Genomic DNA, 12,727 nt, shown 5'->3' with positions numbered 1-12,727 from the left:
TTGCACTGTGATGCTCGCCGTACATTGGTACGGCGAGCATCACAGTGCAACCTCGGGCCGCTCGCTACGCTTTTCGAGGCTTCTTAAACACCAACTCTTCAATCGGGACATCGTCATGCAGCCGCTCCAAGCGCCAGAAGCCGGCGCGCCGTTCGCGCTGCTGGACGATGCCACTTCGGGCGGGGCGCCGTGCTCGCGCTGGTACACCGGTTATGCCGGCGAGTTTTTCCGGCCGGCCGGTATCCTGGATGGGCTGGACGATGACCTCCGCGCCGCCTGGCGCGAGGGTTTGCATGCCCTGATCGTTGCGCCGTATGAGTTTGGCGAGCCGCTGGTCGGTCTGCCGGCTTCCACTGAAATCTCTTCGTCCTTGCCCGGCCACGATGGCCGCCTGCGTGTGCTGCTGTTCCGCACGATGCAGGTGCTGTCGCCGGCGGAGGTCGATTCGCTGTTCGAGGCTTGGCCTGAAGCGGCGAGGGCGGCCGGTCTGTTCGACTGTGCTGCCAGCGTTGATCACGCCACCTATACCGACGCCATCGCGCGCATCCACGACTGGATTGCGGCGGGCGACACCTACGAAGTCAACTACACGTACCGGCTGCGCATGACGGCGTTTGGCGCGCCCGCGGCGCTGTATCGGCGCCTGCGCGCGCGCCAGCCGGTGCCGTACGGCGCGTTCATCGGGCTGCCGGAGGGCGGCGCGATTCTGTCGTGCTCGCCGGAGCTGTTCTTCTCGCACCAGGCCGGCCAGCTGGTTGCGCGGCCGATGAAGGGCACCGCGCCCGCATCCGGCGACGTCGAAGTCGACGAAGCCCGCGCCATCGCGCTCGCAGCTGATGAGAAGAACCGCGCCGAGAACCTGATGATCGTCGACCTCTTGCGCAACGATCTGGGCCGTCTCGCACGCGCGGGTTCGGTGCGCGTGCCGACGCTGTTCGAAGTGACGCCGTTCGGCAGCGTGCTGCAGATGACGTCGACCGTGGAGGCCGAGATTCCGCCCGCCACTGGCCTGGCTGATTGCCTGCGCGCGCTGTTTCCGTGCGGCTCCATCACGGGCGCGCCCAAGCGGCGGACGATGGAAATCATCAAGGCGCTGGAGCCGGAGCCGCGCGGCCTGTACACGGGCGCGATCGGCTGGATCGATGCGCCTGCCGACGATCGCGCGATGGGCGACGCATGCTTCTCGGTGGCGATCCGCACGCTGGTGCTGAGCGCGCCCGGCACCGATGGCCTGCGCCGCGGTGAACTCGGCATCGGCTCCGGCATCGTGCATGACAGCATCGCGGATGAGGAATACGCGGAGTGCCAACTGAAAGCGCGCTTCGTGACGGCGCTCGACCCGGGGTTGTCGTTGTTCGAGACGATGCGCGCGACGCGCGACGGGGTGCCTTTGCTGGATTGGCATCTGGCGCGGCTGGGGCGTTCAGCGGCTGCGTTTGGTTTCCCGTTTGATCGGACTGCGCTGGCGGACAACGTGGCGCGTGCGTGCACATTGTTGGATGGCGGGGGCGCTTACCGCATGCGCCTATTGCTTACGTCGGACGGTGTGGCCAACGTATCGGCCGGGCCTCTGTCGCCCCTGCATGCGAGCTGGGATGCGCCGGTCCGCCTGCTCGTCGCACCGCAACCGCGCGAGGCCACGCACAGTCTGCCAACGCACAAGACCACGTTGCGCGGAGGCTATGACGCTGCGTGGCAGGCAGCCGAGCGCGAAGGTGCATTCGATGCCGTGTTCTTCAACGCGGACGGCACCTTGGCTGAAGGCGGGCGCAGCACGTTGCTGGTCAAGCTCGATGGTGCGTGGTGGACGCCGCCGCTGTCCGCGGGGGTCTTGCCGGGGGTGATGCGCGCCGTGCTGCTGAAAGACGCATCGCCCTGGCTCGGTGGGCCGCTGCAAGAGCGTGTCCTCACGCGCGCCGATGTTGCCCGCGCCGAGGCCATCGCTGTATGCAATGCGCTACGCGGCGTGGTGCCCGCGCATTTCGAGCCGGCCCTGACCGCCGACGTGCTCTAGCTTCCAGCGCGCCACGCCGGGCAGGTTGATGAGCTCGCGGTCGTGGCAGACCATCAACAGTGTGCGGCCCTCCGCTGCCAGCTCGCCGACCAGCGCAATGACTTGCTCGCGTGCGGCGCCGTCAAGATTGGACGTCGGTTCGTCGAGCAGCAGCACATCCGTGTGCAGCGCGCGAGCACGCGCCAAGGCGAGCCGTTGCGTCTCTCCACCGGACAGCCGTTCGGGCGGCACATCCACCACGTGCTCCAGACCCGCCCAGCGCAGCGCATCGTGGACACGCGCAGCGAGCTCCGCATGCGGTACGCGGTGTGCTCCCGTGGTCAGGCCATAGGCGAGATTCGCGCGTACCGACGTGCGGAACAGATAGGGATGCTGGTGTACGTAGGTCAGCCGCTTGCGCAGCTCCGCCGGGTAGGGTGACAGCGCCTGCCGCCCCTTGCCCATGTCGACCGTCGCGCCATTGGCGGGTGCAAGCCCGGCCAGCTTGCGCAGCAGCGTTGTCTTGCCGACACCGTTTGCGCCGGTGATGACAATCGCGTGTCCGGCCGACAGGGCCAGGCGCGGAATCTCGAACAAGACCCGCGCGCCGTGCTGGCAGCGCAAGCCTTCAAACACCATCGTGGGCTGCGACGACGCGCTCATGCCGGCTCCCTGCGATAGTTGCCAGCCCCTTGCAGCCACGCCAGCACAAGGTTGACGAGCAGTGCCAGCACGATCAGCACGATGCCCAGCGCGATGCCCTGTGCGAACTCGCCCTTGCTGGTTTCCAGCGCAATCGCCGTGGTCATGGTGCGCGTGACGCCTTCGATGTTGCCGCCGACCATGAGCGCCGAGCCGACTTCTGCGATGACGCGTCCGAAGCCGGCCACCACCGCGGCCATCAGGCCGAAGCGCAATTCAAGAAACACCGTCAGCAGCAGCCGGACGCGTCCGGCGCCCAGCACGCGCGCGGTTTCTGCCAGACGCGGATCCGCGCGCTCAAGTGTCGTCAGTGCAAACGCGACGATCACCGGCAGCCCAAGCACCGCTTGCCCGAGGATCATCCCGCCCTGCGTGAACAGCAGCCCGAAGCCGCCCAGCGGCCCCTGGCGCGACAGCAGCAGATACAGCAGCAGCCCGATCAGCACCGTCGGAAACGACAGCGACGCCTGCGCCAGCACCACGAGCGCGCGGCGGCCCATAAAGCGGTGCATGGCGATGAGGTAAGCGATGAGCAGACCGGGAGGGGCCGCCAGCGCCAACCCCATGATCGCCACCTTCAACGACACCCAGACGATCCGCCACAGCGCCGCATCGCCGCTGGCGAGCAGGGCGAAGGCGTCGACGGTGGCCGACCAGATTTCCATGCGGATGCCGCTCAGGCGAAGGTGTGTTCCGGGCCAGGGAACGTGCCGTCCTTGACGGCGGCCACGTAGGCCGCGACGGCGCCGTCGATGGTGGCTTGCCCGTCCATGAAGTTGCGTACGAACTTGGGGCGGTGACCGGGGAACACGCCCAGCATGTCGTGCATCACGAGCACCTGGCCCGAGCACTCCAACCCCGCACCGATGCCGATGGTCGGAATGGCCAGCAGGCGCGTCACCTCGCCAGCCAGCGCGGCAGGAATCGCTTCCATCACGACGAGTTGCGCACCGGCATCCTGCACGGCCAGCGCGTCGGCTTTCAGTTGCGCAGCCGCTTCGTCGCCGCGACCCTGCACCTTGAAGCCGCCGAACGCATGCACCGATTGCGGCGTCAGGCCGATGTGCGCACACACCGGAATGCTGCGTTCAACGAGAAACTTGATCGTCGGCGCGAGCCACACGCCGCCTTCGAGCTTGACCATCTGCGCGCCGGCCTGCATCACGCGCACGGCGCTGTGGAATGCCTGTTCGGGCGTGCCATAGGTGCCGAACGGCAGGTCGGATACCAGCAGCGCTTTCTCGATGCCGCGCGATACGCATTCGGTGTGATAGACGATGTGCTCGAGCGTGACCGGCAGCGTGGTCTTCTGGCCCTGCATCACGTTGCCGAGCGAATCGCCGACGAGCAGCACGTCGGTGCCGTTGCGATCCATCAGCGCGGCGAAACTGGAGTCGTAGGCGGTCAGCATGGCGATGCGCTCGCCGGCGGCACGCATGGCCTGCAGCGAAGTCACCGTGACGGCCTTGCGGTTCGATTCCTGGAGATAGCTCATGGACTGAGACTCATTGGGGCATCGCGAGCGCCCACGCAGACCATGCGGTGCGTCGACTGACTAGCGCGTTGCCAGCTTGATGAATTCCTTGGGTCCGCGCATCGCGTCGATGCGGGCGAGCAAGGTGCGGAAATCGTCGTCGTTGCCTGCGGGGTCGAAGGCAGCGGTGTCGACGATCATCGTCGGTGCGGCATCGTAATACAGAAACAGCTCGCCGTATGCGGCGCAGATGCGTTCGAGATACTCCGCATCGATGCCTGTTTCGTAAGGAACCGCGCGACGGGTGATGCGCGGCAGCAGGTCCTCGGCGCGCGCCTGCAGGCAGATGACGAGGTCGATGCGCTGTTGCGGCAGGGCCAGCGCATTGGCCATCGCGTCGTACAACGCGAGTTCATCTGCTGGCAGCGTGAGCTGGGCGAACAGCCGGTCGCGCGGCAGGAAGCTGTCGGCGACGATGCGCTCGCCGGCGAGCGTCGCCTTGTGCCAAGCCTTCAGACGCTCGGCACGTTGCAGCAGGAAGCGCAGCTGCACCGGCAGCGCATAGCGCGCGGGTTCTTCGTAGAAGCGGGCGATGAAGGCGTTTTCGGCGGGCGTCTCGAATGACGTCGACGCGCGCAGATGATCGGCCAGGCGCTGAGCCAGCGCGGTCTTGCCCACGCCAATGGGCCCCTCGACAACGATACGGCGCAGGTGGTCCAGGGCCATCGGCAGGTGTTTGTGCGTGGTGCGGATGATCAGGCGGCGGGCTGCTTGGCGCGCATGCACTGACACATCGTGGTCTTTTCGATGCGCTGGTCGGCCACGCCGGGCAGCAGCTCAGCCACGGCGCCAATGCCCGGAATCACGAGATCGGGCGCCAGTTCGTGCAGGGGCAGCAGGGTAAAGGCGCGCTGGCCGACGCGGGGGTGCGGCACCGTCAGCTCGGGCGAGGTGAGGACGTGGTCCCCGTAGAGCAGCAAGTCCAGATCAAGCGTGCGCGGCGCGTTGTGGAACGGGCGCTCGCGGCCGAACTGGTCTTCGATGTGGTGACAGATGCGGAGCAGCTGGTCGGCGGTGAAATGCGTATCGATGCGCACCACGGCGTTGATGTAATCGTCGCCGCTGGATTCGATGGGCGCGCTGCGATACAGGCTCGATTTGCCGGTGACGGTGATGCCGACCTGCTGTGCGAGGCAGACCACGGCGTCTTTCACTGCCTGGCGCGCGTCGCCCAGGTTGGCGCCGATGCCGATGTACGCCACTGTCTTCACGTTTCCTCCGAACTTCCCGGATTGACGTCAACGACTGTATCCGATTTTGCCGGACCACGTCGGCGGCGACGGCGCTTGCCCGGGCTGGCCGGACCGGCATTTGCCGACGGGCTCGGGGCGTGCTTGGCTTGGGCCATGAGGGCTTCGCGAGCTTCGCCGTCACCGTTCTGGAAGTCGGTCCACCAGTCGGCGAGTTCCTGCGGCAATTCGCCCGAGGCACAACGCAGTGCGAGGAAGTCGTAGCCGGCGCGGAAGCGCGGCGATTCCAGCAGCCGATACGGCATGCGGCCCGAGCGCTTCTCAAAGCGCGGCTGCATGCTCCAGATTTCCTTCATGTCGGAGGTGAAGCGGCGCTGGATGGCGAGCTGCTCGGTCTGACGGTCGAGCACTTCGTCCATGGCGGTATGCAGCGCGGGGATCAGCGGCTCGCCGGCGGCGCGGCGGCGGTTCCAGTGCTCGACCACGTGATGCCACAGCAGCGCGGCAAACAGGAAGCCCGGCGAGACCGGCTTGCCAGCCTTCACGCGATCGTCGGTGTTGTCGAGGGCGAGCTGCACGAAGCGCTGGCCCATCGGCTGCTCCAGCGCGACGTCCAGCAGCGGCAGCAGGCCGCGGTGCAGGCCCGCCTTGCGCAGCTCCTGCAGCGATGCCCAGGCGTGGCCCGACATCAGCAGCTTCAACATCTCGTCGAACAGGCGGGCGGCTGGCACGTTGTGGATCAGCGGGCCCAGCTCGGCGATCGGTGCGCGCGTGTCAGGGTCGATGTCGAAGCCGGTCTTGGCCGCGAAGCGGACCACGCGCAGCATGCGCACCGGGTCTTCGCGGTAGCGGGTATGCGGATCGCCGATCATGCGCAGCGTGCGGGCGCGCATGTCTTCCATGCCGTGATGGTAGTCATGCACGGTTTCGTCGGCGGGGTTGTAGTACATCGCGTTGACGGTGAAGTCGCGGCGGGTGGCGTCTTCGGCCTGGGTGCCCCAGACGTTGTCGCGCAGCACACGGCCGCTGGCGTCGACGGCGTGCGTGTGGTGGTCCAGCTCGGTGCGCTTGACGCGCTTGCCGGCGGGCACCTGCTCGGCGTCCACCGCGTCGACGAGCGCGCGGAAGGTCGAGACTTCGATGATTTCCTGATCGCGTCCGCCGTAGAACGTGACGTGCACGATCTGGAAGCGGCGTCCGATGATGCGCGAGCGGCGGAACAGGGCCTGGACCTGATCGGGCGTGGCGTTGGTCGCCACATCAAAGTCCTTCGGCTTGATGCCGAGCAGCAAGTCGCGCACGGCGCCGCCCACGATGAAGGCGGCATAGCCGGCGTCCTGCAGCGTGGACGTGACCTTGATCGCGTTGCGCGAGAGCAGCTTTGGGTCGATACCGTGCTCGTCCACGCTCCACACGCGCGCCTGGCGTGGCACGCCACCGGCGGACTTGGTGCGCGCCTTGGCGGTTTTGGCCGCCTTGGGCGCGCGGCTCTTCCTGGCGGCGGGCGCCCCCGGTTCAGCGGGAGCGGTGGGCTCTGCGGAGGTCTTGCCCAGCAGGCGATTGATGAGTTTCTTGATCACGCCGCGCCTGCTTAAAAGAGATCCATGATGCGCCAGTTGCGCGCAGCTGCGAGGTTGCGCAGCGTGTCGTCCGGATTGGTGGCGACGGGGTCGGTCACTTCCTCCAGCAGCGGCACGTCGTTGGCCGAATCGCTGTAGAAGGTGCTGCGCTCGAAATCGCTCCAGCCGCGGCCCATGTTGGCCAGCCACTCATGCACGCGGGCGACCTTGCCTTCGCGGAAGCTCGGTGTGCCCGCCACGTCGCCCGTGAAGGCGCTGTCCGGGTTGCCGTCAGCAGTGGCCGGTTCGGTGGCGATGAGGTGGTCGATGCCGAACGCTTCGGCAATCGGGCGCGTGACGAAGCTGTTGGTGGCGGTGACCACGCAGCACAGGTCGCCGGCATCCAGATGTTTGTACACGAGCGCTTGCGCCTGCGGTGTGATCTTCGGACGGATCACGTCGTGCATGAACTCGGCGTGCCACTGGGCGAGCGTGTCGCGCGGATGGGCGGCGAGCGGTGCCAGGGCAAAGCGCAGAAAGGCATGGATATCCAGCGTGCCGGCTTTGTAGTCGGCATAGAACTGATCGTTCTTGCGCTGGTATTCGGCTTCATCCACCACGCCGCGGCGGATGAGGAAGCGTCCCCACTCGTGGTCGCTGTCGGTGGGGATGAGGGTGTGATCGAGGTCGAAGAGGGCCAGATTCATGGGGCGCGATTTTACCCGAACGTTACATCTCCGGCCGTGCGAGCCTGGGATTCACTTCATCAGCGCGAGCATGTCGCGCACGAGCGGCAGGGTGACGGCGCGCTTGCGGGCGAGCGAATAGGTGTCGAGGGCGTCGAGCAAAGCCATCAGGCTCGGCATGTCGCGGTAGGAGTGCGTCACAAGCCACTGCGGCACGTCCGCCGAGAGCTGCATGCCGCGTTCGCGGGCAGCTTGGCGCAGGGCTTCCACCTTGTCGGCGTCGGACAGCGGGCGCAGCCAGTAGACGAGGCCCCAGCCCAGGCGGGTGCGCAGGTCTTCACGCAGCGGCATCGCCATCGGCGCGGCCGCCCCGGAGATGGCGATGGCGGCATGCGGATGCGCGCGCACTTCATTGACGAGGTTGAACACGGCGATCTGCGCCCATTCGTCCAGGCGCTCGGCGTCGTCGATGGTCCAGACGGTGATGGTCGGGTCGAATTCGAAGGCTTCGGGCGGGGCGTCGGGCTCCAGCGTGCGGACTTCGTAGCCGCCGGCTTCGGTCTGGGCGCAAATCGCCTGCAGCAGGTGGCTGCGGCCGCTGCCTTCCTCGCCCCAGAGGTAGACCAGGCGGTCGGTTGCGGTGCCGTCCACCACTTGCGGAATCAGGGCGCGCAGGCGCAGCACCGCCTCTTCGTTGCCGGTGGCGACGAAGTTGTCGAAGGTCGGGGCGGGTGTCGCACCGAGTTCGAGCGGGAGCTGTTCGGGTGTGGCCATGAAACTTGGAGTGGAGTCGCCGTACTTTTCAGTTGCCTTCAGTCGCCTTCAGTGGCTTTCAATCCTGGTAGAGCCGGCTGCCCAGGTAAAGCTTCCGGATCTGCCGCAAACCGACCAGCAGCACAGCACTCATCGGTAGGGCGAGGAGGATACCGAAAAAACCGAACAATTGGCCAAAAGCCAGCAAGGCGAGGATGACCGCCAGCGGATGCAGGCCGATGCGTTCGCCCACCAGGCGGGGCGTCAGGTAGAAGCTTTCCAGGAACTGGCCGATGCCGTACACCACGGCCACCGCCAGCAGGCCGTAGAGGTTGCCGAACTGCAACAGTGCGGCCAGGATGGCCAGCGTGAGGCCCACGCCAAAGCCGATATACGGAATGAACACGGCCAGCCCCGTAAAAATGCCCACCGGCAGCGCCACGTCAAAACCCGCCAGCGCCAGCCCCGCCGAGTAATACACCGCCAGCACCAGCATCACGATGATCTGCCCGCGCAGGTATTGGGACAGCAGGCCGTCGGTTTCGGCGGCCAGTTCGCGCGTTTTTGGCAGCCAACGGCGTGGGACGGCGGTTTCGATCCGGCGCATGAGCATGTTCCAGTCCATCAGCAGGTAGAACATCACGATCGGCACCAGGAAGAAGATGCCCAGCACCTGGATGGCCGCGGAGCCGGACACACGCAGATAGGTCAGCACACGGGCCACCACGTCGTCCGGGCTGGCGGCGAGCTGTTCCGTGAGCAGGGCGCGCAGGCCGGGAAAATCGAAGCTGACATGCAGGCCCAATTCGTCCAGCTTGGGCGACAGAAACGCGTTGAGCTTGGCGAGCATCCCAGGCAATTGATCTCGGATCGCCGGAATCTCCCGCTGCAGCACCGCCAGGATCAGCAGCATCAGCGCCACGCCCACCACCGTCAGCACCAGGATCATCAGGAACACGCCCAGCACGCGCGGTACGCGATGACGCTGCAGCCATTCCACGCCCGGGTGCAGGATGTACGACAGGATGAACGCGAACACGAAGGGCGTGAGCGTCGGCGCCAGCGCCTTGAGCATGGCGAGGAAGACAAGCGCCACGGCGATCCAGGCGAGCGTGCGCTTGGTTTCCTGCGTCAGCACGGGGGCGTTCATGGGGGCGACGGTTCCGATGGCGGGGTGGAGGAGTCGGAAAAGCGGCCATCGGGACGGCCGCATCCGGTAAAATCGCGATTTTACTGGACCGGCGGGTCCGATTTTTGTGACTTCCCGCCGCCGTCTCGCTTTCTTTCCCGGTTTTTTCAATTCAGACGACTGTATGAGCGCTTCCGAAACCCCATCCGCATCGACCGGCCTGTCTTACCGCGACGCGGGCGTCGACATCGAGGCGGGTGACGCCCTTGTCGACCGCATCAAGCCGTTTGCCAAGCGCACCATGCGCGAAGGCGTGCTGGGCGGCATCGGCGGCTTCGGCGCGCTGTTCGAGCTGTCCAAGAAGTATCAGGAACCGGTGCTGGTGTCGGGCACCGACGGCGTGGGCACCAAGCTGAAGCTGGCGTTTGCGCTGAACCGCCACGACACGGTGGGCCAGGATCTGGTCGCCATGAGCGTGAACGACATCCTGGTCCAGGGTGCCGAACCGCTGTTCTTCCTGGATTACTTCGCCTGCGGCAAGCTTGACGTCGACACCGCTGCCACGGTGGTCAAGGGCATTGCCCAGGGTTGCGAGCTGGCTGGCTGCGCGCTGATCGGCGGCGAGACCGCTGAAATGCCGAGCATGTACCCGGACGGCGAGTACGACCTGGCCGGCTTTGCCGTCGGCGCGGTCGAAAAGCGCAAGATCATCGACGGCACCACCATTGCCGAGGGCGACGTGGTGCTGGGTCTGGCTTCGTCGCGCGCATTCGAACGGCTACTCGCTGGTGCGCAAGATCATCGAGGTGTCGCGCCCGGACCTGAACGCAGACTTCCACGGCCAGCGCCTGCAGGACGCCATCATGGCGCCGACGCGCATCTACGTGAAGCCGCTGCTGGCGCTGATGGAGAAACTGACCGTCAAGGGCATGGCGCACATTACCGGCGGCGGTTTGACCGAAAACGTGCCGCGCGTGCTGCAAGACAACCTGACCGCCGTGCTGCACAAGGACGCCTGGACGCTGCCGCCGCTGTTCCAGTGGCTGCAAAAGGCCGGCAACGTGGCCGATGGCGAAATGCACCGCGTCTTCAACTGCGGCATCGGCATGGTGGTGATCGTGTCGGCAGCCGATGCACCGGCCGCCATCGCCCACCTGAAGGACGCAGGCGAGACGGTCTACCAGATCGGCGAAATCCGCGCCCGCCAAGCCGGCGAAGCGCAGACGATCGTGGTCTGACGCGAATTTCGCACCCACAAAAAACCGCCGATGCGTTCGGCGGTTTTTTTATGCGCGTTCTGTCTTGCGGGCGCTTATTTGAGCGGGACGTATTCGCCGCTGGCCGGGTCGTCCTTCTGCAGAGCGCCGGTGTTCTTGTCGATGAGCAGCGTGACGACGCGCGGTGCAGTGTTCGGGTCGCCGCCGCAGGCCGGAGTGTGGTTTTCCAGCACTTCAACGCTGTTGTGCGCGTCGTCGGCGCGGTCCACCACGAACGACAGGCACTCCTGCGGCAGGGTGGTCAGCTTGTACTTTTCGATGGCGGCGCGGGCGAGGTCGACGGCCTTGGCCTGTTCGGCTTCGCTGACGGCGGGCGCGCTGGCGGCCGGAGCACTGGCCGCGTTGGACGCGCCAGGGGCGGAGGCCGCAGGTGCGGAAGTCGTAGCGGGGGCGGCAGGTTTGTGCGCGTCGTCGGAGCGGCCGCAGCCCGCCAGCGCGAGAGCGGTGAGCAAGGCAAGCAGCAGGGGTTTGGTCATGATGTGCGGAGCGTGTCGGCGATGTTCAGCCCACGACTTTACCCGGAACTGACCGATCGTTTCCATGCCGCATACGCCTGCGGCATGCACACTGCGCAGGGCCGGTAGCCGGCGGCACGCGCATCGGCTTCGTTCAGGAAAAATACGCGGTGGCGCACATAACCGCCGCGCGCGATGGCCCGGCGTGCGGCGGCGCAATCGAGGCGGCCATAGATGCGAGCGCGCCGATGGCCGCCCAGCGTGCCGGGCACGGCGCTCTCATAAGGCTGGCCGCTGGCGCCGATGAGCGTCCACGTTTTCACGCGGTTTCATGCGGCGGATTGCGACTCGCGCTCCAGCAGCGCCAGCTTGCGCTCCACGCCCCAGCGATAACCGGAGGTGTTGCCGTCCCGGCGGATCACCCGATGGCAGGGAATCGCCACTGCGATGTGATTGGCCGCGCAGGCCTGCGCAACGGCGCGGACGGCCTGGGGCGCGCCGATGCGCGTGGCAATCTCGGTGTAGCTGGTGGTGCTGCCGGGCGGCACTTCGCGCAGCGCCTGCCACACGCGCTCCTGAAACGCGGTGCCGCGCACGTCCAGCGGTAGGTCCAGGCCGATGGACGGCGCCTCGACAAAACCCACGACCTTCGCCACCAGATCTTCAAAACCCGCATCGCCGCCGATGAGTTCCGCCTTCGGGAAGGTGTCCTGCAGATCGCGCGCGAGAGCGTCGGGGTCGTCGCCCATCAGGATCGCGCAGATGCCGCGATCGCTCTGCGCTACCAGGATCGAACCGAGCGAACATTCGCCCACCGCAAAGCGGATCGTCGTCTGTACGCCGCCGGCGCGGTAGCGGCTGGCCGTCATGCCCAGCACGTTGTCCGACGCCTCGTAGAAGCGGCTGCTGGCGTTGAATCCGGCGTCGTAGATGGCTTCAGTGACGGTGCTGCCGCGTTCCAATTGCGCGCGCAGCTTGCGGGCGCGATGCGCATCGGCGTAGGCCTTGGGCGTGAGGCCGGTGACGCTTTTGAACAGCCGATGGAAGTGATAGGGGCTCAGGCCCGCGCCCTGTGCAAGCGCTTCAAGCGTGGGCGGTGTGTCGGCTGCCTCGATGCGGCGGCAGGCTTGCGCGACCAGCGCAGCTTGCTGCGCCCGGACGGTGGTCTGATCCGGGCTGGCGCGGCGGCTCGGGCGGTAACCGGCGGCTTCTGCGTCGGCAGGTGTGTCGAAAAACTCGACGTTTTCCGGGCGCGGCAGGCGCGACGCACTGCTCGGCTGGCAATACACGCCGGTGGTCTTTACCGCGTAGACGAATTGCCCGTCAGCAGAGGCATCGCGCGCCAGCACGCGAGCCCAGCGCGGGTCGTGTTCGACGAGGGTGGTGTCCGGTACGGGGCGGGCGGAGGTTTGCATGGCGTCATCCAGTGGACTGCGATGACTGTACTGT

Annotated in this window: 13 protein-coding genes and 1 pseudogene; 2 read left to right on the top strand and 12 right to left on the bottom strand. The window is 66.6% G+C overall.

From position 1 onward, the window contains the following. Positions 1-115 precede the first annotated feature (115 nt). A complete protein-coding gene (locus FUT88_RS00905; protein ID WP_147213426.1) occupies positions 116-2,014 on the top strand; it encodes a bifunctional chorismate-binding protein/class IV aminotransferase in 1,899 nt (632 codons plus the stop codon). Here the strand turns inward: FUT88_RS00905 and FUT88_RS00900 are convergent. The 9 genes from FUT88_RS00900 to FUT88_RS00860 are packed head-to-tail and all read right to left on the bottom strand — an operon-like array spanning position 1,958 to position 9,567. Next, entirely contained in the window at positions 1,958-2,656 is a 699-nt protein-coding gene (locus FUT88_RS00900) for an ATP-binding cassette domain-containing protein (protein WP_147213425.1), read from the bottom strand. The two genes, FUT88_RS00905 and FUT88_RS00900, sit on opposite strands and share 57 nt — an antisense overlap. Further along, positions 2,653-3,360, bottom strand: a complete 708-nt coding sequence (locus FUT88_RS00895; protein WP_147213424.1) for an ABC transporter permease — start codon at positions 3,358-3,360, stop codon at positions 2,653-2,655. Before FUT88_RS00895 ends, FUT88_RS00900 begins: the two co-directional genes overlap by 4 nt. 11 nt (positions 3,361-3,371) lie before the next feature. Then, positions 3,372-4,190, bottom strand: a complete 819-nt coding sequence (gene panB / locus FUT88_RS00890; RefSeq protein ID WP_147213423.1) for a 3-methyl-2-oxobutanoate hydroxymethyltransferase — start codon at positions 4,188-4,190, stop codon at positions 3,372-3,374. A 60-nt stretch (positions 4,191-4,250) separates the two neighbouring features. Further along, complete coding sequence (locus FUT88_RS00885) at positions 4,251-4,895, bottom strand: deoxynucleoside kinase (RefSeq protein WP_147213430.1); 645 nt, start codon at positions 4,893-4,895, stop codon at positions 4,251-4,253. Positions 4,896-4,924: 29 nt separating this feature from the next. Continuing rightward, positions 4,925-5,440 carry a 2-amino-4-hydroxy-6-hydroxymethyldihydropteridine diphosphokinase gene (gene folK / locus FUT88_RS00880; RefSeq protein ID WP_147213422.1) on the bottom strand — a complete coding sequence of 172 codons (516 nt, stop codon included), beginning with the start codon at positions 5,438-5,440 and terminating at the stop codon, positions 4,925-4,927. Continuing rightward, on the bottom strand, positions 5,437-6,999 hold the full coding sequence (gene pcnB, locus FUT88_RS00875; protein WP_147213421.1) for a polynucleotide adenylyltransferase PcnB: 1,563 nt from the start codon (positions 6,997-6,999) through the stop codon (positions 5,437-5,439). The genes folK and pcnB overlap by 4 nt, the downstream gene beginning before the upstream one ends. An 11-nt stretch (positions 7,000-7,010) precedes the next feature. Then, positions 7,011-7,685: an HAD family hydrolase gene (locus FUT88_RS00870; RefSeq protein WP_027680636.1), complete on the bottom strand. Its 675-nt coding sequence runs from the start codon at positions 7,683-7,685 to the stop codon at positions 7,011-7,013. 51 nt (positions 7,686-7,736) lie between these two features. After that, positions 7,737-8,438: a DnaA regulatory inactivator Hda gene (gene hda, locus FUT88_RS00865; protein ID WP_004631704.1), complete on the bottom strand. Its 702-nt coding sequence runs from the start codon at positions 8,436-8,438 to the stop codon at positions 7,737-7,739. A gap of 58 nt (positions 8,439-8,496) precedes the next feature. After that, complete coding sequence (locus tag FUT88_RS00860) at positions 8,497-9,567, bottom strand: AI-2E family transporter (RefSeq protein ID WP_147213420.1); 1,071 nt, start codon at positions 9,565-9,567, stop codon at positions 8,497-8,499. Between the two features lie 163 nt (positions 9,568-9,730). On the opposite strand from FUT88_RS00860, the pseudogene purM reads away from it, so the two are divergent. Next, positions 9,731-10,784 (top strand): annotated as a pseudogene (gene purM / locus FUT88_RS00855) (phosphoribosylformylglycinamidine cyclo-ligase). A 74-nt stretch (positions 10,785-10,858) separates the two neighbouring features. On the opposite strand, the gene FUT88_RS00850 reads toward purM, so the two are convergent. Genes FUT88_RS00850 through ada form a run of 3 tightly spaced genes read right to left on the bottom strand, consistent with a single transcriptional unit; the run spans position 10,859 to position 12,693 of the window. Continuing rightward, complete coding sequence (locus FUT88_RS00850) at positions 10,859-11,299, bottom strand: hypothetical protein (RefSeq protein WP_147213419.1); 441 nt, start codon at positions 11,297-11,299, stop codon at positions 10,859-10,861. Positions 11,300-11,337: 38 nt separating this feature from the next. Beyond that, entirely contained in the window at positions 11,338-11,601 is a 264-nt protein-coding gene (locus FUT88_RS00845; protein ID WP_147213418.1) for an Ada metal-binding domain-containing protein, read from the bottom strand. A gap of 6 nt (positions 11,602-11,607) precedes the next feature. Next, positions 11,608-12,693 carry a bifunctional DNA-binding transcriptional regulator/O6-methylguanine-DNA methyltransferase Ada gene (gene ada / locus FUT88_RS00840; protein ID WP_147213417.1) on the bottom strand — a complete coding sequence of 362 codons (1,086 nt, stop codon included), beginning with the start codon at positions 12,691-12,693 and terminating at the stop codon, positions 11,608-11,610. Between the last annotated feature and the right edge of the window lie 34 nt (positions 12,694-12,727).

This window comes from Ralstonia sp. TCR112, assembly GCF_007997035.1.
Classification (GTDB): Bacteria; Pseudomonadota; Gammaproteobacteria; order Burkholderiales; family Burkholderiaceae; genus Ralstonia; species Ralstonia edaphi.
Note: the sequence above shows the minus strand (reverse complement) of the source record. Positions and strands in the feature narration are given on the sequence as shown.

Excerpts from the sequence above, each read along its gene's own strand:
- FUT88_RS00905 (WP_147213426.1), top strand. The coding sequence starts at position 116 with ATGCAGCCGCTCCAAGCGCCAGAAGCCGGCGCGCCGTTCGCGCTGCTG.
- FUT88_RS00900 (WP_147213425.1), bottom strand. The coding sequence starts at position 2,656 with ATGAGCGCGTCGTCGCAGCCCACGATGGTGTTTGAAGGCTTGCGCTGC.
- FUT88_RS00895 (WP_147213424.1), bottom strand. The coding sequence starts at position 3,360 with ATGGAAATCTGGTCGGCCACCGTCGACGCCTTCGCCCTGCTCGCCAGC.
- panB (WP_147213423.1), bottom strand. The coding sequence starts at position 4,190 with ATGAGCTATCTCCAGGAATCGAACCGCAAGGCCGTCACGGTGACTTCG.
- FUT88_RS00885 (WP_147213430.1), bottom strand. The coding sequence starts at position 4,895 with ATGGCCCTGGACCACCTGCGCCGTATCGTTGTCGAGGGGCCCATTGGC.
- FUT88_RS00870 (WP_027680636.1), bottom strand. The coding sequence starts at position 7,685 with ATGAATCTGGCCCTCTTCGACCTCGATCACACCCTCATCCCCACCGAC.
- hda (WP_004631704.1), bottom strand. The coding sequence starts at position 8,438 with ATGGCCACACCCGAACAGCTCCCGCTCGAACTCGGTGCGACACCCGCC.
- FUT88_RS00860 (WP_147213420.1), bottom strand. The coding sequence starts at position 9,567 with ATGAACGCCCCCGTGCTGACGCAGGAAACCAAGCGCACGCTCGCCTGG.
- FUT88_RS00850 (WP_147213419.1), bottom strand. The coding sequence starts at position 11,299 with ATGACCAAACCCCTGCTGCTTGCCTTGCTCACCGCTCTCGCGCTGGCG.
- ada (WP_147213417.1), bottom strand. The coding sequence starts at position 12,693 with ATGCAAACCTCCGCCCGCCCCGTACCGGACACCACCCTCGTCGAACAC.